This is a genomic window from Micromonospora sp. 15K316, from assembly GCF_004348525.1.
Classification (GTDB): domain Bacteria; phylum Actinomycetota; class Actinomycetes; order Mycobacteriales; family Micromonosporaceae; genus Micromonospora.
This window is the reverse complement of record NZ_SMKG01000070.1, coordinates 1-26830: the sequence shown is the minus strand read 5'-3', so window position 1 is coordinate 26830 and position 26830 is coordinate 1. Positions and strand designations below refer to the sequence as shown.

General features: G+C 71.3%; 26 protein-coding genes and 1 pseudogene. 20 read left to right on the top strand and 7 right to left on the bottom strand.

All coding sequences use genetic code 11. The annotated features are described in order from the left end of the window. Window positions 1-3: 3 nt before the first annotated feature. A complete protein-coding gene (locus tag E1211_RS15910; protein WP_132349778.1) occupies window positions 4-1554 on the bottom strand; it encodes a GGDEF domain-containing protein in 1551 nt (516 codons plus the stop codon). A gap of 73 nt (window positions 1555-1627) precedes the next feature. Between E1211_RS15910 and prmC the strand changes: the two genes are divergently transcribed. The 4 genes from prmC to E1211_RS15890 all read left to right on the top strand — a co-directional run bounded on the left by prmC (window position 1628) and on the right by E1211_RS15890 (window position 6050). After that, window positions 1628-2575, top strand: a complete 948-nt coding sequence (gene prmC / locus E1211_RS15905; protein ID WP_132349776.1) for a peptide chain release factor N(5)-glutamine methyltransferase — start codon at window positions 1628-1630, stop codon at window positions 2573-2575. Beyond that, on the top strand, window positions 2575-3216 hold the full coding sequence (locus tag E1211_RS15900; RefSeq protein ID WP_132349782.1) for an L-threonylcarbamoyladenylate synthase: 642 nt from the start codon (window positions 2575-2577) through the stop codon (window positions 3214-3216). Before prmC ends, E1211_RS15900 begins: the two co-directional genes overlap by 1 nt. Next, the gene (locus tag E1211_RS15895; RefSeq protein ID WP_132349774.1) at window positions 3216-3827 is read left to right on the top strand and encodes a phosphotyrosine protein phosphatase; all 612 of its coding nucleotides are present in this window, start codon (window positions 3216-3218) and stop codon (window positions 3825-3827) included. The genes E1211_RS15900 and E1211_RS15895 overlap by 1 nt, the downstream gene beginning before the upstream one ends. A gap of 111 nt (window positions 3828-3938) precedes the next feature. Continuing rightward, window positions 3939-6050: a transglycosylase domain-containing protein gene (locus tag E1211_RS15890; protein ID WP_132349772.1), complete on the top strand. Its 2112-nt coding sequence runs from the start codon at window positions 3939-3941 to the stop codon at window positions 6048-6050. Here E1211_RS15890 and E1211_RS15885 read toward each other — a convergent pair. After that, window positions 6025-7109: pseudogene (locus tag E1211_RS15885) on the bottom strand (SDR family oxidoreductase). The gene E1211_RS15890 and the pseudogene E1211_RS15885 overlap by 26 nt on opposite strands. Window positions 7110-7144: 35 nt before the next feature. Here E1211_RS15885 and glyA point away from each other — a divergent pair. The 13 genes from glyA (at window position 7145) to E1211_RS15820 (ending at window position 18126) form a co-directional block, all read left to right on the top strand. Continuing rightward, window positions 7145-8434 (top strand): serine hydroxymethyltransferase, encoded by a 1290-nt coding sequence (gene glyA / locus E1211_RS15880; protein WP_207915382.1) that lies wholly within the window; start codon window positions 7145-7147, stop codon window positions 8432-8434. Further along, on the top strand, window positions 8427-8858 hold the full coding sequence (locus E1211_RS15875) for a hypothetical protein (protein WP_132349769.1): 432 nt from the start codon (window positions 8427-8429) through the stop codon (window positions 8856-8858). Before glyA ends, E1211_RS15875 begins: the two co-directional genes overlap by 8 nt. A gap of 205 nt (window positions 8859-9063) precedes the next feature. Next, window positions 9064-9300 carry an AtpZ/AtpI family protein gene (locus tag E1211_RS15870; protein ID WP_076471934.1) on the top strand — a complete coding sequence of 79 codons (237 nt, stop codon included), beginning with the start codon at window positions 9064-9066 and terminating at the stop codon, window positions 9298-9300. A gap of 11 nt (window positions 9301-9311) precedes the next feature. Then, the gene (gene atpB / locus E1211_RS15865) at window positions 9312-10109 is read left to right on the top strand and encodes a F0F1 ATP synthase subunit A (protein WP_132349767.1); all 798 of its coding nucleotides are present in this window, start codon (window positions 9312-9314) and stop codon (window positions 10107-10109) included. 67 nt (window positions 10110-10176) lie between these two features. Continuing rightward, window positions 10177-10416 carry an ATP synthase F0 subunit C gene (locus E1211_RS15860; protein ID WP_076471928.1) on the top strand — a complete coding sequence of 80 codons (240 nt, stop codon included), beginning with the start codon at window positions 10177-10179 and terminating at the stop codon, window positions 10414-10416. 27 nt (window positions 10417-10443) lie between these two features. Then, entirely contained in the window at window positions 10444-10983 is a 540-nt protein-coding gene (locus E1211_RS15855) for a F0F1 ATP synthase subunit B (RefSeq protein WP_132349766.1), read from the top strand. Further along, the gene (locus E1211_RS15850; protein WP_132349764.1) at window positions 10983-11804 is read left to right on the top strand and encodes a F0F1 ATP synthase subunit delta; all 822 of its coding nucleotides are present in this window, start codon (window positions 10983-10985) and stop codon (window positions 11802-11804) included. Before E1211_RS15855 ends, E1211_RS15850 begins: the two co-directional genes overlap by 1 nt. A gap of 93 nt (window positions 11805-11897) precedes the next feature. Continuing rightward, window positions 11898-13547: a F0F1 ATP synthase subunit alpha gene (gene atpA / locus E1211_RS15845; protein ID WP_132349762.1), complete on the top strand. Its 1650-nt coding sequence runs from the start codon at window positions 11898-11900 to the stop codon at window positions 13545-13547. 9 nt (window positions 13548-13556) lie between these two features. Beyond that, on the top strand, window positions 13557-14486 hold the full coding sequence (locus E1211_RS15840) for a F0F1 ATP synthase subunit gamma (RefSeq protein ID WP_132349760.1): 930 nt from the start codon (window positions 13557-13559) through the stop codon (window positions 14484-14486). After that, window positions 14486-15922 carry a F0F1 ATP synthase subunit beta gene (gene atpD, locus E1211_RS15835; protein ID WP_132349758.1) on the top strand — a complete coding sequence of 479 codons (1437 nt, stop codon included), beginning with the start codon at window positions 14486-14488 and terminating at the stop codon, window positions 15920-15922. The genes E1211_RS15840 and atpD overlap by 1 nt, the downstream gene beginning before the upstream one ends. A gap of 222 nt (window positions 15923-16144) precedes the next feature. Further along, the gene (locus E1211_RS15830) at window positions 16145-17284 is read left to right on the top strand and encodes an LCP family protein (RefSeq protein WP_132349756.1); all 1140 of its coding nucleotides are present in this window, start codon (window positions 16145-16147) and stop codon (window positions 17282-17284) included. A gap of 89 nt (window positions 17285-17373) precedes the next feature. Beyond that, window positions 17374-17658, top strand: a complete 285-nt coding sequence (locus E1211_RS15825) for a F0F1 ATP synthase subunit epsilon (protein ID WP_132349754.1) — start codon at window positions 17374-17376, stop codon at window positions 17656-17658. A 12-nt stretch (window positions 17659-17670) separates the two neighbouring features. Beyond that, window positions 17671-18126 carry a DUF2550 domain-containing protein gene (locus E1211_RS15820; RefSeq protein ID WP_132349752.1) on the top strand — a complete coding sequence of 152 codons (456 nt, stop codon included), beginning with the start codon at window positions 17671-17673 and terminating at the stop codon, window positions 18124-18126. A 138-nt stretch (window positions 18127-18264) separates the two neighbouring features. Here the strand turns inward: E1211_RS15820 and E1211_RS15815 are convergent, their stop codons facing one another. Both E1211_RS15815 and E1211_RS15810 read right to left on the bottom strand, forming a co-directional pair. Further along, window positions 18265-18678 (bottom strand): VOC family protein, encoded by a 414-nt coding sequence (locus tag E1211_RS15815; RefSeq protein ID WP_132349750.1) that lies wholly within the window; start codon window positions 18676-18678, stop codon window positions 18265-18267. Continuing rightward, window positions 18654-19226, bottom strand: coding sequence for a cob(I)yrinic acid a,c-diamide adenosyltransferase (locus E1211_RS15810; protein WP_132349749.1), 573 nt, complete (start codon window positions 19224-19226; stop codon window positions 18654-18656). Before E1211_RS15810 ends, E1211_RS15815 begins: the two co-directional genes overlap by 25 nt. Here E1211_RS15810 and murA point away from each other — a divergent pair. Then, window positions 19225-20664 (top strand): UDP-N-acetylglucosamine 1-carboxyvinyltransferase, encoded by a 1440-nt coding sequence (gene murA / locus E1211_RS15805; protein ID WP_132349747.1) that lies wholly within the window; start codon window positions 19225-19227, stop codon window positions 20662-20664. The two genes, E1211_RS15810 and murA, sit on opposite strands and share 2 nt — an antisense overlap. Before the next feature lie 112 nt (window positions 20665-20776). Further along, window positions 20777-21625 (top strand): 3-hydroxyacyl-CoA dehydrogenase family protein, encoded by an 849-nt coding sequence (locus tag E1211_RS15800; RefSeq protein ID WP_132349745.1) that lies wholly within the window; start codon window positions 20777-20779, stop codon window positions 21623-21625. Between the two features lie 160 nt (window positions 21626-21785). On the opposite strand, the gene E1211_RS15795 is transcribed toward E1211_RS15800, so the two are convergent. Together E1211_RS15795 and E1211_RS15790 are read right to left on the bottom strand one after the other, a co-directional pair. Continuing rightward, the gene (locus E1211_RS15795) at window positions 21786-22631 is read right to left on the bottom strand and encodes an ABC transporter permease (RefSeq protein ID WP_132349743.1); all 846 of its coding nucleotides are present in this window, start codon (window positions 22629-22631) and stop codon (window positions 21786-21788) included. Further along, window positions 22628-23476 carry an ABC transporter ATP-binding protein gene (locus tag E1211_RS15790; protein ID WP_132349741.1) on the bottom strand — a complete coding sequence of 283 codons (849 nt, stop codon included), beginning with the start codon at window positions 23474-23476 and terminating at the stop codon, window positions 22628-22630. The genes E1211_RS15795 and E1211_RS15790 overlap by 4 nt, the downstream gene beginning before the upstream one ends. A 151-nt stretch (window positions 23477-23627) precedes the next feature. On the opposite strand from E1211_RS15790, the gene E1211_RS15785 reads away from it, so the two are divergent. Further along, window positions 23628-25634: a protein meaA gene (locus tag E1211_RS15785; RefSeq protein WP_132349740.1), complete on the top strand. Its 2007-nt coding sequence runs from the start codon at window positions 23628-23630 to the stop codon at window positions 25632-25634. A 254-nt stretch (window positions 25635-25888) separates the two neighbouring features. Here E1211_RS15785 and E1211_RS15780 read toward each other — a convergent pair whose 3' ends face one another. Then, complete coding sequence (locus tag E1211_RS15780; RefSeq protein ID WP_132349738.1) at window positions 25889-26185, bottom strand: DUF1540 domain-containing protein; 297 nt, start codon at window positions 26183-26185, stop codon at window positions 25889-25891. Between the last annotated feature and the right edge of the window lie 645 nt (window positions 26186-26830).

Here is a 26830-nt window from a genome sequence, read left to right as displayed (position 1 = left end):
GGGTTAGGAGGCGCGGGGGCGGGTCTTGGCGCGGAGCATCTCGCGGTCGGCGATCTCGAAGGCGGTGCTGAGCGCGTCGCGCAGCGCCGGCCCGGTGCCGGAGACCTCGGCGAAGCCGATGCTCACCCCGACCGGGGTGCCGGGGACCAGCGCCTCCCAGTCCTCGCTCGCCACCGCCGCACCGACCCGGCGGGCCACCTCGGCGGCCTCGCTCATGCCCGCGCCGGGCAGCACCACCACGAACTCGTCCCCGCCGTAGCGGGCCACGAAGTCACCCCGGCGCATCACCCGGTTGATCACCCCGGCGATGCGCTGGAGCACCAGGTCACCCGAGTGGTGCCCGTGCCGGGTGTTGACCGCCTTGAAGCCGTCGAGGTCGCAGACCCCGATCACCACCTGCTCGCCCCGCGCCACCACGCTGGCGATGTAGCGCTCGAGCCGGCGGCGGTTGGGCAGACCGGTCAACGGGTCGGTGAGCGCCTCACCCTCGTAGCGGGCGGCCTCCCGGCGCATCTCCTCGTGGTCGATACGAGCGGCGATGCCGTCGATGTAGACGTCCCGCAGCCGGTCGTTGCGCTGTGCCGCCAGCCGGAACGCCAGCCGGTCCGCCCGGTGCGCGGCGGCGTGGTCACCGGCCCGGGACAGGGCGATGCTGCGCAGCCGGGCCGGTTCGGCCGCGCCGAGCGTCTCGTTGGAGACCCGGACGGTGTCCAGCCGGGCCACCGCCTCGATCGGCCGGCCGGCGGCGATGGCGAGGCAGACGTGACCGAGTTCGCGCATGTCCCGCGCCCGGGCGCTGTCGCCCCCGTGGGCGAGCAGCCGGGCGGGTTCGGCGTCGCCGTGGAACTCGATCTCGTCGCCGAGCGCCGCCCGGCGGGCCGCGGCGTAGCCGTACGCGGAGAGGCTGCTGGGACGCAGTTGCCCGGCCCGACCGGCGGCCAGGAACCGGGCGAGGTCGCTCGCCACGTCGCGCAGCACCCGCAGGCAGCCGTCGCTGTCGCCGTTGTGGTCGAGCGCGACGGCGTTGCGCAGCCGGATGCCGGGCGCGGCGAACGTCTCCTCGGGGATCCCGGCGGCCATGCCGAGCTGCCGGGCCCGCTCGATCGCGCCGAGGGCGTAGCCGTGGAAGCTGAGATAGGAGTAGGCCATCGCCAGGTCGTGCCAGCCCCAGGCGGTGTCGCGATCCGGGTCCTCGACGGCGCCGAGCGCGCGGGCGGCCTTGACCAGGTGGGTGACGCAGCGGTCCAGCGCGCCCTGGTGGTGGGCGGCGAGCGCGGCCAGCGCGTTGAGGTGCCCGTGCAGGTAGGGCTCGGCGAGGTCGCGGACGGCCGCCGAGGCCTCCTCGATGGCGCGGGTGAACTCGGCCGTGCGGCCGAGATTGATCAGGGCGGAGAGGCGCTGCACCATGGCGTCGGCGCGGGTACGCGGACTGGCCGTGGTGCGCAGCACCCGTTCCAGCACGGTGTACGCCTCGGCGGACCGGCTGGCCTCCTGCAACGCCCTCGACTGCGTCAGCGCGTCAACCTGGTCTTCGACCCGGTCGAGCCAACCCACCAGCGACCTCCTGTCGGCATGCGCCTGTACGCACCCGCTCGTGACGTGCCCCGCGACGCTTCATGATTATGTCGTGACCATCGAGCCGCAACACCCCCCCGAAGGGACGAACCGGATTCGGCCATCGATCGCCGTGGTGCGGGCGGCCCGGATCCTCGCCGATGCCGGTGTGCCGGCCGCCCGGACGGAGGCCGAACTGCTGGCCGCGTACGTGCTGGACGTGCCGCGGGGGCGGCTGGCCCTCGCCGACGGGTTCGACCCGGCCCAGCTCGCCACCTTCGACGCGCTGGTGACCCGCCGGGCGGGCCGTGAGCCGTTGCAGCACCTGACCGGCAGCGCCGCCTTCCGGCGGCTGGAGCTGGCGGTCGGGCCGGGCGTCTTCGTGCCCCGGCCGGAGACCGAACTGCTCGCCGGTTGGGGGATCGAGCAGGCCCGGGAGCGGGACGCGCCGCTGGTGGTGGACCTGTGCAGCGGATCGGGCGCGATCGCCCTCGCGGTGGCCCAGGAACTGCCGGCGGCCCGGGTCGTCGCGGTCGAGCGCTCCCCGGCCGCGCTGGACTGGCTGCGCCGCAACGCGGGGGACCGGGCCACGGCGGGGGACCGGCCGATCGAGGTGGTGGTGGCGGACGTCACCGCCCCGGACCTGCTCGACGACCTGGTCGGCCGGGTCGACGTGCTGCTCTGCAACCCGCCGTACGTGCCGGCGGACACATTGGTGGCGCCGGAGGTGGCCGGGTACGACCCGGCGGAGGCGGTCTTCGGCGGCGTCGACGGCCTGTCGGTCATCCGGCCGGTGGTCGCCCGCGCGGCGGCGCTGCTGCGACCCGGCGGGGTGCTCGGCATCGAGCACGACGACACGCACGGGGCGGACGTGCCCGCGCTGCTCGTCGCCGACGGCCGGTTCGCCGCCGTCAGCGAGCACCGGGACCTCACCGGGCGGCCCCGGTTCGCCACCGCGTCCCGACGTGCGGACGGCCGTCGCCCCGACCTCGGGCCGGCGTGGCAGACTGGCTCCTCGTGATGCTCTACGACTGCCGGTCGCCCGCCGACCGGGACCGCGGCATCGCCGCGGCCATCGAGGCGGTCAAGAACGGGGAACTTGTCGTCCTGCCGACGGACACCGTTTACGGCATCGGCGCCGACGCCTTCACCCCGTACGCCGTCAAGGCGCTGCTGGATGCCAAGGGCCGGGGTAGGCAGATGCCGCCGCCGGTGCTGATCGGGTCCCGGCAGACCCTGGACGGCCTGGTCTTCTCGCTGCCCCGGGCGGCCCGGGACCTGGTCGAGGCGTTCTGGCCCGGCGCGCTCACCATCGTGATCGAGCACTCGCCGAGCCTGCAGTGGGACCTCGGCGACAAGACCGGCACGGTGGCGGTGCGGATGCCGCTGCACCCGGTGGCGCTGGAGGTGCTGCGGGAGACCGGCCCGATGGCGGTCTCGTCGGCCAACAAGACGGGCCAGCCCTCCGCGCTCACCGCCGAGGAGGCCCGCGACCAGCTGGGTTACTCGGTGCGCGCGTACCTGGAGGCGGGCCCCTGCCCGGATCCGGTGCCGAGCACGATCGTGGACCTCACCGGCGAGGTGCCGCAGGTCCTGCGTCAGGGTGCGATCCCGCTGGAGAAGCTGCGCGACGTGGTGCCGGACATCGTCGAGGGGGTCTAGTGCCACCGTTCACCGTGCTGCACGTCTGCATGGGCAACATCTGCCGGTCACCGATGGCGGAGCGGCTGCTCGCGCTGGCCGTACGGGAGCGGCTGACCCGGCTGGGTCTCGACCCGGCCGGGGCGGACGATCTGGTGCACAGCCACAGCGCCGGCACCGGGGGCTGGCACGCCGGTGAGGAGATGAACCCGCCGGCGGCCCGGCAGGTGGTGTCCCGGGGCGGTGACGCCGAGGGGTTCGCCGCCCGCAAGCTCCGCTCGGATCACATCGACGCCGCCGACCTGGTCCTCACGGCGACCGCCGACCAGCAGGACTACGTGGTGGCGCTGCGCCCGGACGCCGCTTCGCGCACCTTCGTGCTGGGGGAGTTCGGCCGGCTGCTGGGCGCGGTGGAGACGGCCGGACTGCCGGCGGCGTCGGCCGCGCCGGAGGCCGTGCACGCCCGCGGGGTCGCGCTGGTGGCGGCGGCGCACGCGGCCCGCCACGATGCCGGACCGCTCACCACCGACGATCTCGACGACCCGTGGGGTCGGGGCGACCAGTGCTTCAGCCGGGTGGCGGACGAGATCGAGGAGACCGTGCAGCCGCTCGCCGCGGTGCTTCTGCCCTGACCATCCCCCTCGCGAGTTTCCTCCGGGTTTGAGGCGAATCGGCGGCGAAACGGGGCATTCCGGGTCATTCTGAACGGGTCCTAGCGTGACCGGCTCCTGCGGGGAGAGCTGATGATCCGGGCCCATCTCGACAAAGTGCTGACCGTGTTGCTCGCCGGCGTACTCGCCGGTCTGGTGCTGGCGGGAGCGGCCCTGCCGGTCGCGCTCGTGTTCGGGATCGGCTTCAGCGCTCTCTCGACGCCCTACTCGGAGCTGCCCAACACCCTGCGCACGTCGCCGACCGCGCAGCGCTCCAACCTCTACGCCAACGACGGCACCACCCTGATCACGTCCTTCTACCAGGAGGACCGGGTGGACGTGCCGCTGCGCGAGGTGGCGCCGGTGATGCGGCAGGCCATCGTGGCCGCCGAGGACCTCCGCTTCTACCACCACCACGGGGTGGACCTGCGCGGCGTGGTACGCGCCTTCACCGTCAACCAGCGCGGCGGCGAGACCCGGCAGGGCGCGTCCACGCTGACCATGCAGTACGTCCGCAACGTCCTGAGCACCGATCCCCGCCTCTCCGCGGACCAGCGCCGGGCGGCCACCGAGGTGAGCGCCGCCCGGAAGGTGCAGGAGATGCGGTACGCGCTCGCCCTGGAGCGGGAGCTCGACAAGGAGGAGATCCTCACCCGCTACCTGAACATCGCGTACTTCGGCGCCGGGGCGTACGGGATCGCGGCGGCGAGCACCCGGTTCTTCTCCAAGTCGCCGGCGGACCTGACCCTGGCCGAGGCGGCGTTGCTGGCCGGCCTGGTCCGCTCGCCGCACACCGACGAGCCGATCAACGGCGACGCCGACGCTGCCCTCGGCCGCCGGTCGTACGTGCTGCAACAGCTGGTGGAGTCGGGCCAGGTCCCGCCCGAGCAGGCGGCACGGGCCAACGCCGAGCCGCTGAAACTGCGCCCCAGCGAGACGCCGAACGACTGCACGGCGGTGCCCGAGGCGCACAACGACTGGGGCTTCTTCTGCGACTGGTTCACCCGGTGGTGGAGCGCCCAACCCGCCTTCGGCGCCAACGCCGACGAGCGGCAGCGGGCGCTGCGGCGGGGCGGCTTCTCGATCGTCTCCTCGCTCGACCCGGCGGTGCAGCGCAGCACCGTCGAACAGGTCCTGCGGATCTACCCGAAGACCGACCGCCGGGCGGCGCCGACCGCCGTCGTCCAGCCCGGCACCGGCCGGGTGCTCGCCATGGCCGTGAACCGCGCCTACAGCGTCGAGGAGAACCCGAAGGGGCAGAAGAACCACCCGAACACCGTCAACCAGCTGGTCGCCGGGGGCGGGTCGATCGAGGGCTACCAGGGTGGCTCGACCTTCAAGCTCTTCACCATGCTCGCCGCGCTGGAGGCCGGCATGCCCCTACGGACCGAGTACGACGCCCCGGGTCGCCTGGTCACCGGTTACCCGGTGACCGGTCCGGCGAGCTGCGACGGCCGCTGGTGCCCGGAGAACTCCTCCGCGTCGGTGGACGGCCGGCACACCATGTGGAGCGCCTTCGGCAACTCGGTCAACACGTACTTCGCCTGGCTGATCGAGCGGGTCGGCGCCGACCGGGCGGTCGAGATGGCGGAGCGGTTGGGCATCGTCTTCCGGGCCGAGTCCGACGCCCAACTGGCCCGGCACGGTGCCAAGGAGTGGGGCCCGTTCACCCTCGGCGTCTCCGCCACCACCCCGCTCGACCTGGCGAACGCGTACGCCACGCTGGCGGCCGAGGGGACCTGGTGCGCGCCCTCGCCGGTGGTGTCGATCACCGACGTGTCCGGCCGGCCGGTGGGGGCGGCGCAACCGGACTGCCGCCAGGTGTTGGACACCGACGTGGCGCGGGCGGCCGTGGACGCGGCCCGCTGCCCGGTCGGCGACCAGTCGATGTACAACGGCTGCGACGGCGGGACCGTGGCCGACCTGCGGGGGCGGCTGGGCCGGCCGGTGGCCGGCAAGACGGGCAGCTCCGAGCGGTACGAGACCGAGACGGTGGTCGCCTTCACCCCGCAACTCGCGGTCGCCGCGATGGCCACGAACCCGGACGACCCCCGAGACGCGGTCGGCCGGCCGGTGCAGGCAGAGCTGGCGCGGTCGGTCGGTGAGGTGCTCTCGTTCGGGCTGCGGGATCAGCCGGTACGTGACTTCGTGCCGCCGAGCCAACGGATCGCCTTCGAGGTCACCGGCCCTCGGACCGGGAACTGAGGTCACCGTCGCCGCGCTCGACGCCGCGGGCGATGTTGCGGGCCATCCCGCCGAAGACCACCGCGTGGAACGGGGTGACGGCACCCCAGTAGGCGTGCCCGGCCAGCCCGCGCGGCAGGAACACCGCGCGCTGCTGGTACCGGCTGCGCCCGTCACCGGCCGGTAACGCCCGCATCTCCAGCCAGGCGCGGCCGGGCAGCCGCATCTCCGCGCGCAGCCGCAGCAGCCGCCCCGGTTCGATCTCCTCGACCCGCCAGAAGTCCATCCCCCTCGCCGACCTGGAGCCGATGCGGATCGCGTCGCCCCCGGCGTAGCCCCGCCCCGCCGATCAGCCGGTCGAACCAGCCCCGGGCCGACCAGGCCAGCGGGAACGAGTACCAACCGTGCTCGCCCCCGACGCCTTCGATGATCCGCCAGAGTGCCTCCGGCGGCGCGTCGACGTCGCGTTCCCGCAGGTCCGTGTAGGCCGTTCCGCCGGACCACGCCGGATCGCTGGGCAGCGGCTCGGCGGGGGCGTACGGGCCGCTCGCGGTCGACCAGCGGGTCTCCACCTGGGCGTCACGCACCCGTGCCAGGGCCAGCTCGATTGCCTGGTCGAAGCCGGTCAGCCCCTCGGGCGGGTCGGGGACGTACGCGGCGATGTCGTGCTCGTGGGCGACCGCCTCGTGGATCAGGCTCTCGATCAGCGGCCGGGCGATGGCGTTCGGCACCGGCGTGACGAGCCCGACCCAGTACGACGACAGCGTCGGGCTCAGCGGCGGACCGGCGCGATGATCCGCGGGCGCAACCCCGCCACCCGGGCGTGCCGCTGGATCATGCCGCCGAAGGTGAGCACGTCCGGCCCAGGTAGTAGGCCGTGTCGACGTCCGCGAACGCGGCCGGCAGCGTCTCGGGGCGACGCAGGTCGCCCTCGACGATCTCCACGGCGCCGGCCCAGGGCGCGTCGCGCAGCCGGCCGGCGTGACGGGCCAGGCACCGCACCTCGTGCCCCTCGGCCAGCAGCCGGGGCGCGAGCCGCCCGCCGAGGTATCCGGTCGCGCCGGTGACCAGGCATCTCACGGCGTCCAGTCTGCGGCCCCATAGACTGCTTCGTCGTGGACACCGTGACGAGCACCTTTTGGGGGCCGGACTTCGCGCAGCTCCGCGCCACCGACCCGGAGATCGCCGGCGTGGTGCTCGGCGAGCTGGACCGCCTACGGGGCGGACTGCAACTGATCGCGAGCGAGAACCTCACCTCGCCCGCGGTGCTCGCCGCGCTCGGCTCGACGCTCACCAACAAGTACGCCGAGGGCTACCCGGGGCGGCGCTACTACGGCGGCTGCGCCGAGGTGGACCGGGCCGAGGAGATCGGCATCGCGCGGGCGAAGGAGCTCTTCGGTGCCGAGCACGCCAACCTTCAGCCGCACTCCGGGGCGAGCGCCAACCTGGCCACGTACGCGGCGCTGGTGCAGCCCGGGGACACCGTGCTCGCCATGGACCTACCGCACGGCGGGCACCTGACCCACGGCAGCCGGGTGAACTTCTCCGGCAAGTGGTTCGCCACGGTGGGCTATACGGTGCGGCGCGACACCGAGCTGATCGACTACGACGAGGTGCGGGACCTGGCCCGGGCGCACCGGCCGAAGATGATCATCTGTGGCGCGACCGCGTACCCCCGGCTGATCGACTTCGCGAAGTTCCGGGAGATCGCCGACGAGGTCGACGCGTACCTCGTGGTGGACGCCGCCCACTTCATCGGGCTCGTCGCGGGCAAGGCGATCCCGTCGCCGGTGCCGTACGCCGACGTGGTCAGCTGCACCACCCACAAGGTGCTCCGCGGCCCGCGCGGCGGCATGATCCTCTGCCGGGAGTCGCTGGCCCAGCGGATCGACAAGGCGGTCTTCCCGTTCACCCAGGGCGGCCCGCTCATGCACGCGGTCGCGGCGAAGGCGGTGGCGCTGCGCGAGGCCGCGCAGCCCGAGTACCGGGCCTACGCCGACCAGGTGATCCGGAACTCGCGGGCGCTCGCCACGGGGCTCGCCGACGAGGGGATGCGCCCGGTCTCCGGCGGTACCGACACCCACCTGGCGCTGATCGATCTGCGACAGCTCGGGGTGACGGGCGCGGAGGCGGAGGCGCGCTGCGACGCCGCCGCGATCACCCTGAACAAGAACGCGATCCCGTACGACCCGGAGAAGCCGATGGTCTCCTCCGGAATCCGGGTGGGCACGCCGAGTGTCACCACCCAGGGCATGCGGGAGCCCGAGATGCGGCAGATCGCGAGCCTGATCGCGCGGGCCGTGCGGACCGACCCGGCCACGGCCGGCGGCACCGACGAGCTCGCCCGGATCGGCGCCGAGGTGGCCGACCTGGTCGCCGCGTTCCCGGCGTACCCCCGTGGCTGAGCCGGTGGCCCGCGCGGAGCGGGCGGCGGAGGACCGGGGCTGGCGGCTGCGGCACCTGCCGGTGCTGCTGATCGCGTCGGTGCTGCTGGCCGGGGTCGCGGCGGTGGTCGGCGGGCTGACGGGCGGAGCCGACGCGGCGCTCGGCGCCGCCGCCGGGGTGGCCGTCACGGTGATCAGCTACAGCCTCACCACCGTGGTGCTGGCCTGGGCCGACGCCCGAAACACGCAACTGGTGCTGCCGTTCGGCCTCGCGCTCTACGTCGCGAAGTTCACCGTGATCGGCGCGGTGATGGTCGGGGTGGCGTCGACCGGCTGGCCGGGCCTGATCCCGATGTGCCTGGGCATCGCCGCCGGTGTCGCGGTCTGGACGGGTGTGCACATCTGGTGGCTGACCACGGTCCACGCGCGACGGGCGCGGGACTGACGCGACGGGCCGCGGGGGCCGGCCGGGTTCCGGCGTCCCAGTCTTCGGAAGACGCGCGGATGTGTCCCCGATCGGTCATTCTCTCGCCTGCCGAAGGGGAGTAGCGTGCATTGCGACGACTTCGCCCACCCGTGTCCCACACAACCAGGTTGTGCGGGGGGTGAGGCACAGCCTTCTCTCCTCGACTGATATCGTTCGCCCCGTCATGGCCGGTGACCAGAAACCCCCCAGCGCTGGCGGCCCGGACGATGTTCCGTCCGGTGCCGGTCAGGGTTGGACCGCGCTCAGCTACCTGATCGCGGGCATGCTCGTGTGGGGCTTCATCGGCTGGCTGGTTGACGGATGGCTGGAAACCGGGGGCATCGCCACCGGCATCGGGATCGTGCTCGGCATGGCCGGGGGCGTCGTCCTGGTCATCCGCAACCTCGGCACGCCTAAATAGGAAGGGACGCGGTGTTCGGACAGTCGAACGTCCTGGCACAGGGCGAGGTTAATTTCCCACCCAGCGTGGAGGACTTCTACCTGCCCAGCATCGCCCCGTGGGGCGCGCACAACAACTACTGGTTCACCAAGATCACGTTCATGGTGTGGCTGGCGGTCGGGATCCTGATCCTGTTCTTCCTGCTGACCTACCGCAAGCCGCAGCTGGTGCCGACCAAGAAGCAGTGGATCGCCGAGTCGATCTACGGCTTCGTGCGCAACAACATCGCGGTCGACATGATCGGGCACCAGGGTGTGCGGTTCGCGCCGTACTTCACGACGCTCTTCTGCTTCGTGCTGCTGACGAACTTCTTCGCGATCGTGCCGTTCTTCCAGATCTCGCCGAACTCGCACATCGCCTTCCCGGCCTTCCTCGCCTTGATCAGCTACGTGCTCTTCAACTGGGTCGGCATCAAGAAGCACGGCTTCGGCGGGTACTTCAAGCGGGCCCTCATTCCGCCGGCGCCCTGGTACATCCTGCCGCTGCTGATCCCGATCGAGGCGTTCTCGACCTTCCTCGTCCGGCCCTTCTCGCTCGCCGTTCGTCTCTTCGCGAACATGTTCGCCGGCCACATGCTCCTGCTGGTCTTCACGCTCGGCGGCTTCGCGATGCTCAACGCCAACGCCCTGCTGGCGCCGATCTCGGTCCTGTCCTGGGTGATGACCGTGGCGCTCACCTTCCTCGAATTCCTGGTGATCGTGCTGCAGGCCTACGTCTTCACGGTGCTGACCGCCAGCTACGTGCAGGGCGCGCTCGCCGAGGAACACTGATCCACTCGCACCAACCGTTGTCGTCCCGCGTGAGAGTCACGCGTGATAACCAGGAGGAACCACACCAATGGACGCTAGCGTTCTCGCCGCGGTAGAGGGCAGCACCGCCGCCATCGGCTACGGCCTTGCCGCCATCGGCCCGGGTATCGGCGTCGGCCTGGTCTTCGCCGCCTACATCCAGTCGACCGCCCGCCAGCCGGAGTCGTCGCGAATCACCCTGCCGTACGTCTGGATCGGCTTCGCCGTCATCGAGGCGCTCGCCCTGCTGGGTGTCGCCTTCGGCTTCGTGTGGCAGGGCCAGGCCTAATCCCGCCTTTCGACCGGGAGGTCTTCCATGTACTTCTTCGCCGCTGAGGGTGGTGAGACGACCCACAACCCGATCCTTCCGCTCTGGCAGGAGATCGTGGTCGGTGGCATCGCCTTCATCATTCTCTGCTTCGTGCTGATGAAGTTCGTCTTCCCGCGCATGGAGCAGACGTTCCAGGCCCGGGTCGACGCCATCGAGGGTGGCATCAAGCGCGCCGAGTCGGCCCAGGCCGAGGCGAACCAGCTGCTCGAGCAGTACCGCGCGCAGCTCGCCGAGGCGCGTACCGACGCCGCCAAGATCCGGGACGACGCCCGGGCCGACGCCGAGGGCATCCGGCAGGACATCCTCGCCAAGGCGCGGGAGGAGGCCGACCGGGTCATCCAGGCCGGTAAGGACCAGCTCGCCGCCGAGCGGGCCACCATCGTGCGCGAGCTGCGCGCCGAGGTCGGCACGATCGCGGTGGACCTGGCCAGCAAGATCGTCGGTGAGTCGCTCGCCGACGAGGCGCGTCGCAAGGGCACCGTCGACCGGTTCCTGGACAGCCTCGAGAGCTCGGGGGCCCGCTGATGCAGGCCGCCAGCCGGGAGTCGTACAAGATCGCGGCCGAGCGCCTCGACGAGTACGTCCGCGGCGCGGAGGCGTCGGCGGTGGCCACCACCGCCGACGACATCCTCTCCGTCGCCGCCCTGCTGCGGCGGGAGCCGCGGCTGCGCCGGGCGCTCTCCGACCCGGCCCGGTCCGGCGAGGACCGGTCCGGGCTGCTCGCGGGGATGCTCAGCGGCAAGGTCGGCGCGGACGCGCTGGCCCTGCTCACCGCCCTGGTCTCCGGCCGGTGGTCGGCGCCGTCCGAACTGCTCGACGGCGCCGAGCGGCTGGGCGTGGAGGCGCTGCTGGCCAGCGCCGACTCGGCCGGCGAGCTGAGTGAGGTCGAGGACGAGCTGTTCCGCTTCGGGCAGGTCGTCGCCGGCTCCCCGGAGCTCTCCAGCGCGCTCTCCGACCCGATGGTCCCGTCCGAGCAGCGGGCGACCCTGGTCGACCAGCTGCTCGCCGGCAAGGCCCGGCCGGTCACCGGCTACCTCGTCGGGGTGGCGCTCGGTGGCTTCGGCGGCCGCTCCTTCGGTGGGGCGCTCACCCGGCTGGTCGAGCTCTCCGCGGACCGGCGGGACCGGCAGGTCGCCTACGTGACCGTCGCCGCCCCGTTGAGTGACGAGGAGGAGCAGCGGCTGGGCGCTCGGCTCTCCGCGATATACGGTCGGGAGGTATCCGTCCGACAGACGGTGAACCCCGACGTCCTGGGTGGCGTGAGCGTCCGGGTCGGCTCCGACCTGTACGACGGCACCGTCCTGCGCCGCCTCAACGAGACCCGCAACGCGCTCGCGAAGCGCTGACCGGCTCCGCCGCACAGCGCCCTCAACGACAGACGCCACTCGGACCGGTCGGTACTAGGTATCCCGGGCCCCTGATACATAAGGAAGCAGAGGATGGCCGAGCTGACCATCTCGACGGAGGAGATCCGCGGCGCCCTGGAGCGCTACGTCTCCTCCTACTCGACCGACGTCTCCCGCGAGGAGGTCGGCACCGTCGCCGACGCCGGTGACGGTATCGCCCACGTCGAGGGCCTGCCCTCGACCATGACCAACGAGCTCCTGGAGTTCGAGGACGGCACGCTCGGCGTGGCGCTGAACCTCGACGTCCGGGACATCGGCGTCGTCGTTCTCGGTGACTACGCCGGGATCGAGGAGGGGCAGCGCGTCAAGCGCACCGAGCGGGTGCTCTCCGTCCCGGTCGGCGACGCCTTCCTCGGCCGCGTGGTCAACGCGCTCGGCCAGCCGATCGACGGCCTCGGCGACATCGCCAACGAGGGCTACCGCGAGCTGGAGCTCCAGGCGCCGAACGTGATGGCCCGGCAGTCGGTCTTCGAGCCGCTGCAGACCGGTATCAAGGCCGTCGACGCCATGACCCCGATCGGCCGTGGCCAGCGTCAGCTGATCATCGGTGACCGGAAGACCGGCAAGACCACCGTCGCGCTCGACGCGATCCTCAACCAGCGGGAGAACTGGCGCTCCGGCGACCCGACGAAGCAGGTCCGCTGCATCTACGTCGCCATCGGCCAGAAGGCCTCCACGATCGCCTCGATCAAGGGCCTGCTGGAGGAGGCGGGCGCGATGGAGTTCACCACCATCGTCGCCTCGCCGGCCTCCGACCCGGCCGGCTTCAAGTACCTCGCTCCGTACACCGGCTCCTCCATCGGCCAGCACTGGATGTACGGCGGCAAGCACGTCCTGATCGTCTTCGACGACCTGAGCAAGCAGGCCGAGGCGTACCGCGCCGTGTCGCTGCTGCTGCGCCGCCCGCCGGGCCGCGAGGCGTACCCGGGTGACGTCTTCTACCTGCACTCCCGCCTGCTGGAGCGCTGCGCGAAGCTCTCCGACGAGCTGGGCGGCGGCTCGATGACCGGTCTGCCGATCATCGAGACGAAGGCGAACGACATCTCGGCCTTCATCCCGACCAACGTCATCTCGATCACCGACGGCCAGATCTTCCTCGAGACCGACCTGTTCAACCAGGGCGTCCGGCCGGCCATCAACGTCGGCACCTCGGTCTCCCGGGTCGGTGGCGCCGCGCAGGTGAAGCCGATGAAGAAGGTCGCCGGTTCGCTCCGGCTCAACCTGGCCCAGTACCGCGAGCTGGAGGCGTTCGCCGCCTTCGCCTCCGACCTGGACAAGGCCTCCCGCGCCCAGCTGGACCGCGGCGCCCGCCTGGTCGAGCTGCTGAAGCAGCCGAACTACTCGCCGTTCCCGGTGCAGGAGCAGGTCGTCTCGGTCTGGGCCGGCACCGAGGGCAAGCTGGACGACGTCCCGGTGGGCGAGATCCGGCGCTTCGAGGCGGAGTTCCTGCAGTACCTGCGGCACAAGCACGCGGGTGTGCTGGCGGCGATCGCCGACAACAAGTGGGACGACGAGATCATCGGCTCGTTGGACTCGGCCATCACCGAGTTCAAGCAGGTCTTCCTCGCCAAGGAGGACGACCGCCAGATCAACGAGGCCCCGGCCGCGCCGCTGGAGGGCGAGGAGAACCGCGAGACGGTGACCCGCTTCCGCGACAGCGCGACCGACCGGCCGGCGGAGTAGGGCTGACTCATGGCGGCCCAGGTACGCGTTCTTCGTCAGCGGATCCGCTCCGCTAAGGGGATGAAGAAGATCACCAAGGCGATGGAGCTCGTGGCGACGAGCCGGATCGCCAAGGCCCAGGCGCGGGTGGAGGCGTCCCTGCCGTACGCCCAGGCCATCACCGGCGTGCTCACGGCGCTGGCGTCCAACGCGCGGATCGACCACCCGCTGCTCACCCCGCGTGAGCGGGTGCGGCGGGCGGGCGTCGTGCTGGTAACCGCCGACCGGGGTCTGGCCGGCGGTTACAGCTCCAACGCGATCCGGACGACCGAGTCTCTGCTCGCCCGGCTCGCGGCCGACGGCAAGGAGCCGGTGCTCTACGTCATCGGGCGCAAGGGCGTCAGCTACTACCGGTTCCGGAACCGGCCGATCGAGGCGAACTGGACCGGATTCTCGGAGCAGCCGTCGTTCGCGGACGCCCGCGCGGTGGGGGAGACGCTGATCAAGGCGTTCTCCGCCGGCGCGGACGACGTGGACGGCGGCGCCGGGGCGGACGGGGTGCTCGGCATCGACGAGCTGCACATCGTCTACACCGAGTTCCACTCCCTGATGACCCAGAACCCGGTCGCGAAGATCATCGGGCCGATGCAGGTCGAGGACCGTCCGCGGTCCGAGGGGCTGCTCCCGGCGTACGAGTTCGAGCCGGAGGCGGAGGCGCTGCTCGACGCGCTGCTGCCGAAGTACATCAACACGCGGATCTACGCGGCGTTGATCGAGTCGGCGGCGAGTGAGTCGGCGGCCCGGCGACGGGCCATGAAGGCGGCCACCGACAACGCCGAAGAGATGATCGAGAAGTACACGCGTGAGATGAACTCGGCCCGCCAGGCCGGGATCACCCAGGAGATCAGCGAGATCGTCGGCGGCGCGAACGCGCTGGCCGCGTCGGGAAGTGAAGTGTGATGACTGCCCCAGTAGAGACCAAGACGGCCACCGGTCGCGTGGTCCGGGTCATCGGCCCGGTCGTCGACGCCGAGTTCCCGCGCGACGGCATGCCGGACCTGTTCAACGCCCTGCACGTGGACGTGACGCTCTCCGGTGGTGAGAAGACGCTGACCCTGGAGGTCGCCCAGCACCTGGGTGACAACCTGGTCCGCGCCATCTCGATGCAGCCGACCGACGGCCTGGTCCGTGGTTCGGTGGTGCGGGACACCGGGTCGCCGATCACCGTTCCGGTGGGTGACGCCGTCAAGGGCCACGTGTTCAACGCGATCGGCGAGGTCCTCAACCTGACCGAGGGCGAGACGCTCGAGGCGGACGACCGCTGGCAGATCCACCGCAAGGCCCCGGCCTTCGCGGACCTGGAGCCGAAGACCGAGATGCTGGAGACCGGCATCAAGGTCATCGACCTGCTCGCCCCGTACGTCAAGGGCGGCAAGATCGGCCTGTTCGGCGGCGCCGGCGTGGGCAAGACGGTGCTCATCCAGGAGATGATCACCCGTGTCGCCCGCAACTTCGGTGGTACGTCGGTCTTCGCCGGCGTGGGTGAGCGGACCCGTGAGGGCAACGACCTCATCGCCGAGATGACCGAGTCGGGCGTCATCGACAAGACCGCGCTGGTCTACGGCCAGATGGACGAGCCGCCGGGCACCCGGCTCCGGGTCGCCCTCTCCGCGCTGACCATGGCGGAGTACTTCCGGGACGTGAAGAAGCAGGAGGTGCTGCTCTTCATCGACAACATCTTCCGCTTCACCCAGGCCGGTTCCGAGGTCTCCACCCTGCTCGGCCGCATGCCGAGCGCGGTGGGTTACCAGCCGACCCTGGCCGACGAGATGGGCGAGCTCCAGGAGCGGATCACCTCCGTCCGGGGCCAGGCCATCACCTCGATGCAGGCGATCTACGTGCCGGCGGACGACTACACCGACCCCGCCCCGGCCACCACGTTCGCCCACCTGGACGCGACCACCAACCTGGAGCGGTCGATCTCCGACAAGGGCATCTACCCGGCCGTGGACCCGCTGGCGTCCTCGTCCCGGATCCTCGCCCCGGAGTTCGTCGGCCAGGAGCACTTCGCGGTGGCCACCGAGGTGAAGCGAATCCTGCAGCGGTACAAGGACCTGCAGGACATCATCGCCATCCTCGGTATCGAGGAGCTCTCCGAGGAGGACAAGGTCACCGTCGGCCGGGCCCGCCGGATCGAGCGCTTCCTGTCGCAGAACACCTACGCCGCGGAGCAGTTCACCGGCGTTCCGGGCTCGACGGTTCCGATCAAGGAGACCATCGAGGCGTTCCGGAAGATCAGCGAGGGTGAGTACGACCACTTCCCCGAGCAGGCGTTCTTCATGTGCGGCGGTCTGGAGGACCTGGAGCGCAAGGCGGAGGAGCTGATGAAGGGCTGACAAAGCCCTCACAAAAAGGCCGCCCCGGCAATGCCGGGGCGGCCTTTTGTTCACCTTCGGCATGTACGGTCGCCACTGCTCCGTTCCTCGCTTTCGGCGAGGGCGCGGATGCGAGGTAGCGTTCATCGCACCTTCACACCGGGTCAACGCGAATCGGTGCAACCTTTGCGAGGACGCACGCCGTCTTCAGTCAGGGAAGCGGCGTGACGAACGGAGACAGTCGTGGCCAAGGCCGGTAAGAACGGCCGGAAGCGGTCCACCTGGCGGGCTATCCCGCGGTGGGCGCGGATCTGCACCATCTTCGGCACGGTGCTGATGGTGCTCAGCGGCACCGCCCTGGTCGGTACGGCGGCGCTGAAGTCCCGGTACGAGGGGGCCGTCGGCAAGGCCGACCTCTTCGGTGACGAGGCGGCGGGCGCCACGACTCCCCCCAAGAGCGACATCAAGGGGCCGCTCAACATCCTGCTGGTCGGCATCGATCCACGTAATCCGACCACGCCGCCGCTGGCCGACTCGATCATGGTGCTGCACGTGCCCAGCACCCTGGACCGCGCCTATCTCTTCTCCGTGCCGCGCGACCTCTACGTGGACATCCCCGCGTTCCCGAAGGCCGACTTCAACGGCGAGACGACGAAGCTGAACGCCGCGATGTCCTTCGGCAGTCGGGTGCCGGGGCAGAACCCGGACGCCGCCCGCGGCTTCGAGCTGCTGGCGACGACGGTGCAGAAGGTCACCGGCATCAAGCGCTTCGACGCCGGTGCGATCATCAACTTCACCGGTTTCCAGAAGATCGTCGACGCGATGGGCGGCGTGGACATGTACGTCGAGCGCGAAGTGCGCTCGGAGCACCGGCAGCCGGACGGCAAGCCCCGGGAGTTCAACCCGCACGGCGAGGGCTACATCGGGCCACAGGCCGTCTACTCGAAGGGCACGCACCACCTGAAGGGTTGGCAGGCTCTGGACTACGTCCGGCAGCGCTACCCGAAGAACGGCGTGCCGGATGCCGACTACGGCCGGCAGCGTCACCAGCAGCAGTTCGTCAAGGCGATGGTGGGCCAGGCGTTCAGCGCCGATGTGGTGTCGAACCCGATCAAGCTGGACCGGGTGGTCCGGGCGGCCGGCCAGTCGCTGATCTTCAACGGTCGCGGCCACAGCGTGCTGGACTTCGCGCTCGCGCTGAAGGACATCCGCCCCAACACGATCCAGATGATCAAACTCCCCGGCGGTCCGGTCTTCGACGGCAAGACCTACAAGGGGGAGCAGTTCCAGGACGGCGTCGACGACTTCTTCGCCGCCCTCAAGGACGAGCAGTTGGACGCCTTCCTCCTCGAGCACCCCAGCTTCCAGAACAAGACCAAGTAGCCGCGGCACGTCTTGCGCCACCCGCGTTGGGTAAGCGGCGGTGGCAGGACTAGAATTTGCCCATTCCGCCGCCGCAGCAAGGAGACAGCGTGGCACAGCAGCTTCACGTCGAGCTCGTAGCCGTCGAGGAGAGGGTCTGGTCCGGCGAGGCCGAGATGGTCGTCGCCCGGACGACCGAGGGCGAGCTGGGTGTGCTGCCGGGGCATGCGCCGCTGCTCGGCCAGCTCGCCGAGCCCGGTCAGGTGCGCATCAAGCTCCCCGGCGGCGAGCAGGTCTCGTACGAGGTGGCCGGCGGTTTCCTCTCCGTGGGCGCCGAAGGCGTCACGGTGCTCGCCGAGAGCGCCACCCCCGTCTCCGCCGCGCAGGGTCGCTGACCCCCACCGCCGATGGAGATCGTCGAGGGGATCGGAATCGGCATCGCCGTCGTCCTCGTCGCACTCCTGACGCTCTTCGTTCGGCGGGCCCTCTTCACCCGTAGCGGGGGCACCATCCGGCTCAGTGTCCGGGTCTCCACCCTCCTCGACGGTCGTGGCTGGTCACCCGGTTTCGGCCGGTTCGTCGGTGCGGAGCTGCGCTGGTACCGGTTGTTCAGTTTCGCGCTGCGGCCGAAGCGGGTGCTCGAGCGCGAGGGGCTCGCGGTGGAGCGGCGGCGCCTGCCCGAGGGGCAGGAACGCTTCTCCATGCCCGCCGACTGGGTGATCCTCCGCTGTACCAGTCACCACGCTCCGGTCGAGATCGCCATGGCGCGATCGACCGTGACGGGTTTTCTCTCGTGGCTCGAGGCCGCCCCACCCGGGGCGGTCTCGCCGCGTCTGGCCTCCCAGGACTGGCCTGCGGCCTGAGCACCGTCCCGCTCTCCGGTGTTTCCGAGGACCCCACCCGCTCCGGGCGGTCAGGCTAGATCCCTGTGCCGGGCGGGGCTCCCGGAAACCCTCGCGGGGCGCTGTGCTCCGTTCAGGCGCTGCTTCGATCAACTGCCGTTACCGGGTGGCGACCAGTTCGATCTCGTAGCCCTGGCCGTCGGTGAGGTAGCCGGCATAGCTGTCCGGGCCTCCGGCGTGCGGGTGTCGGTCCGGGAAGAGCAGTGTCCAGCCGTGCGTCGCCGCCGCCGCGACCAGCCGGTCCACGGCGGCGGGTGGGCCCGCGTGGAAGGCGAGATGGTTCAGGCCGGGCGCGAGCCGATCGTGCCGCCGCCCGCTCATCGCCGGGGACTCCTCGAGCACGAGGTACGTCGGGCCGAGCCGCCAGGAGCGGCCGGTGGGCCATTCCTGGAAAATTTCCCAGCCCAGTTCGCCCAGAAGCCAGCCCCAGGTATGTTCGGCGGCCGCCAGATCGGGGACCCACACCTCGACGTGGTGCAGGCCGCCGGTCAGCGCTTCCCGCCCGGAACCCATAGCACGTCTCCGGCCGGATTTGCCGCTCTTGCCAGGATGAAGAGCAAATCGGAGAGCCGGTTGAGATACTTTGCCGGGAGAGTGCTGGTCCGCTCCGGGTCGTGGCTGACCAGCGCCCATGCCGCACGCTCGGCGCGCCGGGCGATGGTCCGCGCCACGTGCAGCAGCGCCGCGCCCGCGGTGCCGCCGGGGAGGACGAAGGAGTCGAGTTTGCTCAGGCGCGCGTTGTACTCGTCGCACCAGCCCTCGAGGCGATCGACGTACTCCTCGGTGACGCGCAGCGGCGGATACTTCGGTTCCGGCTCGACGGGCGTGGCCAGGTCGGCGCCCACGTCGAAGAGGTCGTTCTGGATCGACCCGAGCACCGCCCGCAGCTCGTCGTCGAGCTGGCCGAGGGCGAGCGCGACCCCGATCGAGGAGTTGCACTCGTCCACGTCGGCGTACGCGACGATCCGCGGATCGGTCTTCGGCACCTGCTCGTTGTTGTTCAGCCTGGTCGTGCCGGCGTCGCCGGCCCTGGTGTAGATGCGCGTGAGGTGGACGGCCATGACGAACAGCCTACGGATACCGGACCTGACGATTCCGGTGCGGCCGGGCGCGCCCGGTTGGCCGACCACTGTCGGTCCCGGCGACGCCGGCGATGTCGCGGTCAACGACGTCGACGTCATCCGGGTCCACGGCGGCGCCCGGTTGGCGGGCACGGTGCACGTGGTCGGTGCGAAGAACTCGGCGCTGAAGTTGATGGCCGCCGCCCTGCTCGCCCCGGGCCGAAGCGTGATCACCAACGTGCCGCGGATCACCGACATCGCGATCATGGGGGAGGTGCTGCGCCGGCTCGGCTGTGACGTCCGGTTCGACGCGGACGACCCGGTGGATCCGATGGTGGCGGGCGGCGGGGTGGCCCGGTCCCGGTCGGTGACCATCGACGTGCCCGACCAGTTGGGCACCGAGGCCGACTACGACCTGGTACGCCGGCTGCGCGCGTCGATTTGCGTGCTCGGGCCGCTGCTCGCCCGCCAGGGCTACGTACGGGTGGCTCACCCGGGCGGCGACGCCATCGGCTCGCGCGGGCTCGACATGCACATCTCCGGACTGACCCGGATGGGCGCGGAGATCTCCGGTGAGCACGGCTTCGTCATCGCCGCCGCACCGCACGGCCTGCACGGCGCCGAGATCACGCTGGACTTCCCGAGCGTCGGCGCCACCGAGAACCTGGTGATGGCGGCGGTGCTTGCCCGCGGCGCCACCGTGATCGACAACGCCGCCCGCGAGCCGGAGATCGTCGACATCTGCACGATGCTCCGGCAGATGGGCGCGCAGATCTCCGGCGCCGGCACGTCCACCCTGCACATCGAAGGGGTGCCCGCGTTGCGCCCGGTGCGGCACGCCACCGTCGGCGACCGGATCGTGGCCGGCACCTGGGCGTTCGGCGCCGCCATGACCCGCGGCGACGTGACCGTGACCGGGGCGGACCCGGCCTTCCTGGAGGTGGCGCTGGACAAGCTGGTATCCGCCGGTGGCCTGGTGGAGACCCGGGCGGACGCGTTCCGGATCCGGATGGACGAGCGGCCCTTCGCCGTGGACGTGGTGACGCTGCCCTTTCCCGGCTTCGCGACCGACCTGCTGCCGATGGCGATCGGTCTCGCCGCCGTGAGCGACGGCGCCTCCCTGATCACCGAGAACATCTTCGACGGCCGGTTCATGTTCGCCAACGAGATGATGCGGCTCGGCGCGGACATCAAGACCGACGGTCACCACGCGGTCGTACGCGGCCGCGAGCGGCTCTCCGGCGCACCGGTGCAGGCCACCGACATCCGGGCCGGGGCCGGGCTGATCATCGCCGGCCTCTGTGCGGACGGCGTCACCGAGGTGTCCCACGTGCACCACGTCGACCGCGGCTACCCGGACTTCGTGGCCGACCTGCGGGCCCTGGGGGTCGAGGTGGAGCGCGGCATCGCGCCCGAGGAGCCGGAGCTCACCATCTGAGCGCCCAGCCGGCTCGGGCCTCCACCGCCCGGTCGCCGGTCTCGCTTAGCCATCGTTCAGCGTCGCCGACTAGGGTGCTGGCAAGCACCCAATCAGGCGAGGGAGAGAGCAGATGGCGGGTCGACTCGCGGTCGTCGGGGCCGGGTTGATGGGTTCCGGCATCGCCCAGGTGGCGGCGCAGGCGGGCTGGCAGGTGACCCTGCGGGACCTGGACGACGCGGCCACGAAGCGAGGCGTCGACGGCATCCGGAAGTCGCTGGAGAAGTTCGCCGAGAAGGGCAGGATCGAGGCGTCCGAGGTCGAGGCGACGCTCGACCGGATCAGCGTGACCACCGACCTGGAGGCCGCCGCCGACGCCGACATCGTCGTCGAGGCGGTCTTCGAGCGGCTCGAGATCAAGCACGACGTGTTCCGGGCGCTCGACAAGATCTGCAAGTCGGACGCCGTCCTCGCCACCAACACCTCCGCCATCCCGGTCACCCAGATCGCGGCGGTCACCGAGCGGCCGGAGGCGGTGGTCGGCACCCACTTCTTCTCGCCGGTGCCGATGATGAAGCTCTGCGAGCTGGTTCGGGGCTACAAGACCAGCGACGCCACGCTCGCCACCGTCCGCGCGTTCGCCGAGGAGATCGGCAAGACGGTGGTCGTCGTCAACCGGGACATCGCCGGCTTCGTCACCACCCGGCTGATCGCCGCGCTCGTGGTCGAGGCGGTCAAGCTGGTCGAGTCGGGCGTCATCTCGGCCGAGGACCTGGACACCGCCTGCAAGCTGGGCTTCGGCCACGCCATGGGCCCGCTGGCCACCACCGACCTCACCGGCGCCGACGTGCTGCTGCACGCCGCGAAGAACATCTACGCCGACACCGCCGACGAGAAGTTCTTCCCGCCGGAGCTGCTCCAGCGCATGGTCACCGCCGGTGACCTGGGCCGCAAGACCGGCAAGGGCTTCTACACGTACTGACGGAGGTCGGTGCCCCGTGCCGGTGGCGTTCCTCGTCGAGGTCCGCCACCGGCCACCTGCCGTCCTTCACGGTGCGGTGGCGGCCGGGTCGCGACTGGTCCGGTCGTCGACGTCACCGGATGTGCCCGCCACCGGCGCCGCGCGCGGCGCGGCGGTGGGGTCAGCCGTCGCGGCGGGTGGTCCAGCGGAAGGTGGTCAGGCAGAGCAGCAGGCCGATCACGCACCACGCGCCGAGCACGAGGGCGACCCGGCCCAGCTCGAACGAGCCACCGGCCTCCTGTGCCCCGAAGCTCTCCGGGAGGAAGACCGAGCGCAGGCCCTGGCACATCCACTTGAGCGGGAAGAGCGCGGCCACCTGCTGCATCCAGGTGGGCAGCTCGGTGAAGACGAAGAAAACCCCGGAGATGAACTGGAGCACCAGCGCCAGCGGGGTGACCACGGCGGAGCCGCTGCGGGCGGTGCGGGCCAGCGACGAGATGGCGATGCCGCAGAGCGTGCAGGCGGTCACGCCGAGCACCGCCACCCAGGCGAAGGTGAGCCAGCGTCCGGCGGTGGCCGGCAGGCCGAGGTCGAAGAAGGCGGCCGAGACGGCGAGCAGGAGCACGGTCTCCACCACGCCGATCGCCACCACCATGATCACCTTGCCGGCGAAGTAGACCCACTTCGGCATCGGCGTGCCCCGGTAGCGCTTCAGCACCCCGCGGTCGCGCTCGATGGGGATCCAGATGCCGAGGTTCTGGAAGCTGACAGTCATCAGGCCCGTGGCGATCATGCCGGTGATGAAGTACTGGGTGTAGCTGACCCCGGGCGCGATCTCGTCGTTGAAGATCGCCGCGAAGATCAGGATCATGATCACCGGGAAGCCCATCGTGAAGACGACGGACTCCCGGCTACGCAGGAACTGGGTGATCTCCAACCGCCCCTGCCGCAGCCCGAGCGCGACCGGGCCGACCCGTCGGGCCGCAGTGGCGGCGAGCGGCGCCGCGGGCTTCGTGGTGGTGGTCATCGGTGTCCGATCATCGTGAGGTAGACGTCTTCCAGGGTCGGCCGGGTCACGGTCAGGCCCGGCACCTCGCCGCCGAACCGCCCGGCGAGCTCCGCCACCAGCGCCGTCGGCGTCGCGCTCTGCGCGCTCTCGACGACCCCCTCGGGGGTACGCCAGGAGACCGTCGCCAGGGCCGCCTGCCGATTGCCGAGCTGGGCGGGTGTGGCCACCTCCACGAGCCGGCCGCCCGCGATCACGCCGACCCGGTCGGCCAGCTCCTCGGCCTCGTCGAGGTAGTGGGTGGTGAGTACGATCGTGGTGCCGGCCGCGGCCAGGTCGCGGATCAGCTCCCAGAACTCCCGGCGCGCCTCCGGGTCGAAGCCGGTGGTCGGCTCGTCCAGGAAGAGCAGCTCGGGGCGGCCGACGATGCCCAGCGCCACGTCCAGGCGGCGCTTCTGCCCGCCGGAGAGGGTGTGCGTACGGGCCCGCGCCTTACCGCCGAGCCCGACCCGCTCGATCACCTTCGCCGGGTCGTCCGCGTCCGGGTAGAAGCCGGCGAAGTGCCGGACCACCTCGCCCACGGTCAGCTCGTCGAACTCCCCGGTGCCCTGGAGCACGATGCCGACCCGGGAGCGCCAGTCGGCGGCCGGGGCGGCCGGGTCGCTGCCGAGCACCCGGACCTCGCCCGCGTCGCGCCGGCGGTAGCCCTCCAGGATCTCCACCGTGGTGGTCTTGCCCGCCCCGTTCGGGCCGAGCAGGGCGAAGACCTCGCCCCGGCGGACGTCGAGGTCCACGCCGGCCACCGCGACGTTGTCGCCGTACGCCTTGCGCAGCCCTCGTACGGCGATCGCCAGCTCGTCATCCATGCCGTCAAGTGTGCTGCCTGCTGACGGTGGCCGGGCCGTCGGGGTGTGGTGGTCGGACCCAGGTCACGCCGTTCCTGCCCGGCTGTCTCCGCCATGGACGTGTGTAATTTTCCACAGCCCGTTTTACTGAACGGTAACTTAGACTCCGGCCATGGACGAGAAGGGTCTCCCTGGCCGGTTGCCCGAGCGCGACCGCCCCTGGGTGATGCGCACGTACGCCGGGCACAGCTCGGCCGCCGCGACCAACGCCCTCTTCCGCCGCAACCTGGCCAAGGGGCAGACCGGTCTCTCTGTCGCCTTCGATCTGCCGACCCAGACCGGGTACGACCCGGACCACGAGCTCGCCGTCGGCGAGGTGGGCCGCGTCGGCGTCCCCGTCGCCCACCTCGGCGACATGCGGGCCCTCTTCGACGGCATCCCGCTGGCCAGGATGAACACCTCGATGACCATCAACGCCCCCGCGATGTGGCTGCTCGCCCTCTACGGGACGGTCGCCACGGAGCAGGGCTGGACCGCCTCGATGCTCGCCGGCACCACCCAGAACGACATCATCAAGGAGTACCTCTCCCGGGGAACGCACATCTTCCCGCCCGCGGCGTCGCTCCGGCTCACCGCCGACGTCGTCGCGCACGCCCTCGAGACCATGCCGAGATGGAACCCGGTCAACATCTGCTCGTACCACCTCCAGGAGGCCGGCGCGACGCCGGTGCAGGAGGTGGGCTTCGCGCTGGCCACCGCGGTCGCCGTGCTCGACGCGGTCCGTGACTGCGGCCAGGTGCCCGCCGAACGGATGGGGGACGTGGTGCAACGCCTGTCGTTCTTCGTCAACGCCGGGGTGCGCTTCGTCGAGGAGGTCGCCAAGATGCGGGCCTTCGGCGCGCTGTGGGACGAGATCACCCGCGACCGGTACGGCGTGACCGACCCGAAGCAGCGCCGGTTCCGCTACGGCGTGCAGGTCAACTCGCTCGGCCTGACCGAGGCGCAGCCGGAGAACAACGTCCAGCGGATCGTCCTGGAGATGCTCGGCGTCACGCTGTCCCGGGACGCGCGGGCCCGCGCCGTGCAGCTGCCCGCCTGGAACGAGGCGCTCGGCCTGCCCCGCCCCTGGGACCAGCAGTGGTCGCTGCGGATGCAGCAGGTGCTCGCGTACGAGTCGGACCTGCTCGAGTACCCGGACCTCTTCGCGGGCTCGCACGTGATGACGGCGCTTGTCGACGGGATCGTCGCCGGGGCCCGCACCGAGCTGGAGAAGGTGCTGGAGATGGGGGGTGTGGTCGCCGCAGTGGAGACCGGCTACCTGAAGAGCGCCCTGGTCGCCTCGCTGGCGCAGCGGCGACGCCGGATCGAGGCCGGCTCGGACGTGGTGGTGGGCGTCAACCGGTTCACCGAGACCGAGACCTCCCCACTGACCGTGGCAGGTGCCGAGGCGATCGAACAGGTCGACCCGGCTGTGGAGGCCGACGCGGCGATCGCCGTACGCCGCTGGCGGGCCGCGCGGGACGCGGTGGCGGTGGACGCGGCACTGGCCCGGCTCCGGGCCGACGCGGCGAGCACGGCCAACCTGATGCCGGCCACGCTGGCCTGCGTACGGGCCGGCGTGACCACGGGGGAGTGGGCGGGCGCGCTGCGCCAGGTCTTCGGCGAGTACCGGGCACCCACCGGGCTGACCGCGGCCGCCGTGGCCGGGGCGGACCCGGGACTCGCCGCCGTCCGTCAGCGGGTCACCGCGACCGCCCGTGATCTGGGTACCGGTCGACTACGGCTGCTCGTCGGGAAGCCGGGACTGGACGGGCACTCCAACGGCGCCGAGCAGATCGCCGTACGCGCCCGGGACGCCGGCTTCGAGGTGATCTACCAGGGGATCCGGCTGACCGCCGGGCAGATCGTGGCGGCCGCGGTGGAGGAGGACGTCGACCTGGTCGGGCTCTCCGTCCTCTCCGGCTCACACCTCGCGGCGGTGCCCGCCGTGCTCGACGGGCTACGCGCGGCCGGACGGGGCGATCTTCCGGTGGTGGTCGGCGGCATCATCCCGGCCCCGGACGCGGAGCAGCTACGGGCCGCCGGGGTGGCCCGGGTCTTCACCCCGAGGGACTTCGCCCTCACCGGTGTCGTGGACGAGCTGGTCACCGTGATCCGGGAGGCGAACGGGCTGACCTGACGTACCCGTGACGCCCCGGCGCTTCTTGGCTTCTCACGGCGCACTCGGCGCTTCCTTGGCTTCTCGTGACGCCCCGGGCGCTTCCTCGGCTTTTCGTGGCGCACTCGGCGCTCCGATCGTGACGCCGTCGGCTGCCGTGCCGCCTTCGCATCGTCCAGGGGCGGCAACGCGGGCGGCAGGTCCGACGACCTCGGTGCTCCCTGCCGCTGATGCCCTCGGCACGTCCGCCGTGAGTGCTTCCTGTTGTGCCGGCCTCAGCGCTCGTCGTAGGTGATGCAGTCGGCCAGGTCGTTGTCCGGGCCGACCCGGATGGCCGGCGCGTGGCACTCCAACTGCTCGTTGTGCCGGCAGTCGGCCCGCTGGCAGGCACCGACCTGAGCCGTCAGTTCGGCCACGCCGGCACGGAGTGGCAGCTGCACGAAGGTGTGGCAGTGCGCGTGGTCGGGGCTGCCGATCGTGATGGCGAAGGCGTGGCAGTCGCCGGTGTGGTTGTACGCGCACGAGGCGACCACACACTCCTCGACGCGGGGCATCTGCGTCGCCGCTGTCATCCCGCACCCCCCCTTCAGAGCCTGCACGGGTCACCTCGTTCACCGGCCCCGGGTGCCGGATCTCGGCGCTCACCGCTTTGACCTCCATCGGACCACTGCCGATGTCCCGATTCCAGGCATTTGGGCACATTGGCTCGGCGAACGCGACAGGGGCTCCGCTCCCGTCACCTCGGCCCCGGCCCGGACGATGAGAGGGCTGATCACGCCCACGATGCGTTGATCGACTCGGGTTACCTGGATGTCGGGGTGTCCCGTCCGCACGATGCCCCGACTTCACGGAAGTCGAGTCGATCAAAGGCGGCCCTGGGGCAGATCGCGCGAGATGTCCGGTTCGCGCTCTGGGTGGGCGTGCCACGGCCCTGCCGGTTGAGCGATTTGGGTCGGTTTCGGGGTGTGACCGGTGGCATCCCCGGGCCGGAATCGTGGCCGGGCCGCCGGCGTTGAACACTCCCTGACGGCCGAGGTAGCAGCCCGCCCGCCGGGCAGTCACCCGCGGGCCCGGCCCTCCGCCGGGAACCCGCCGATCCGGGGTGATACCCGGGCAGGGCACCCGCCGGTCGGCACGGCCCCGGGAATGATGGTGGCCGGTCGGTCGTTGAACACCGTCCCGGCGCGGTGAAGCCCCCCGCCTCACCCCGGGACACC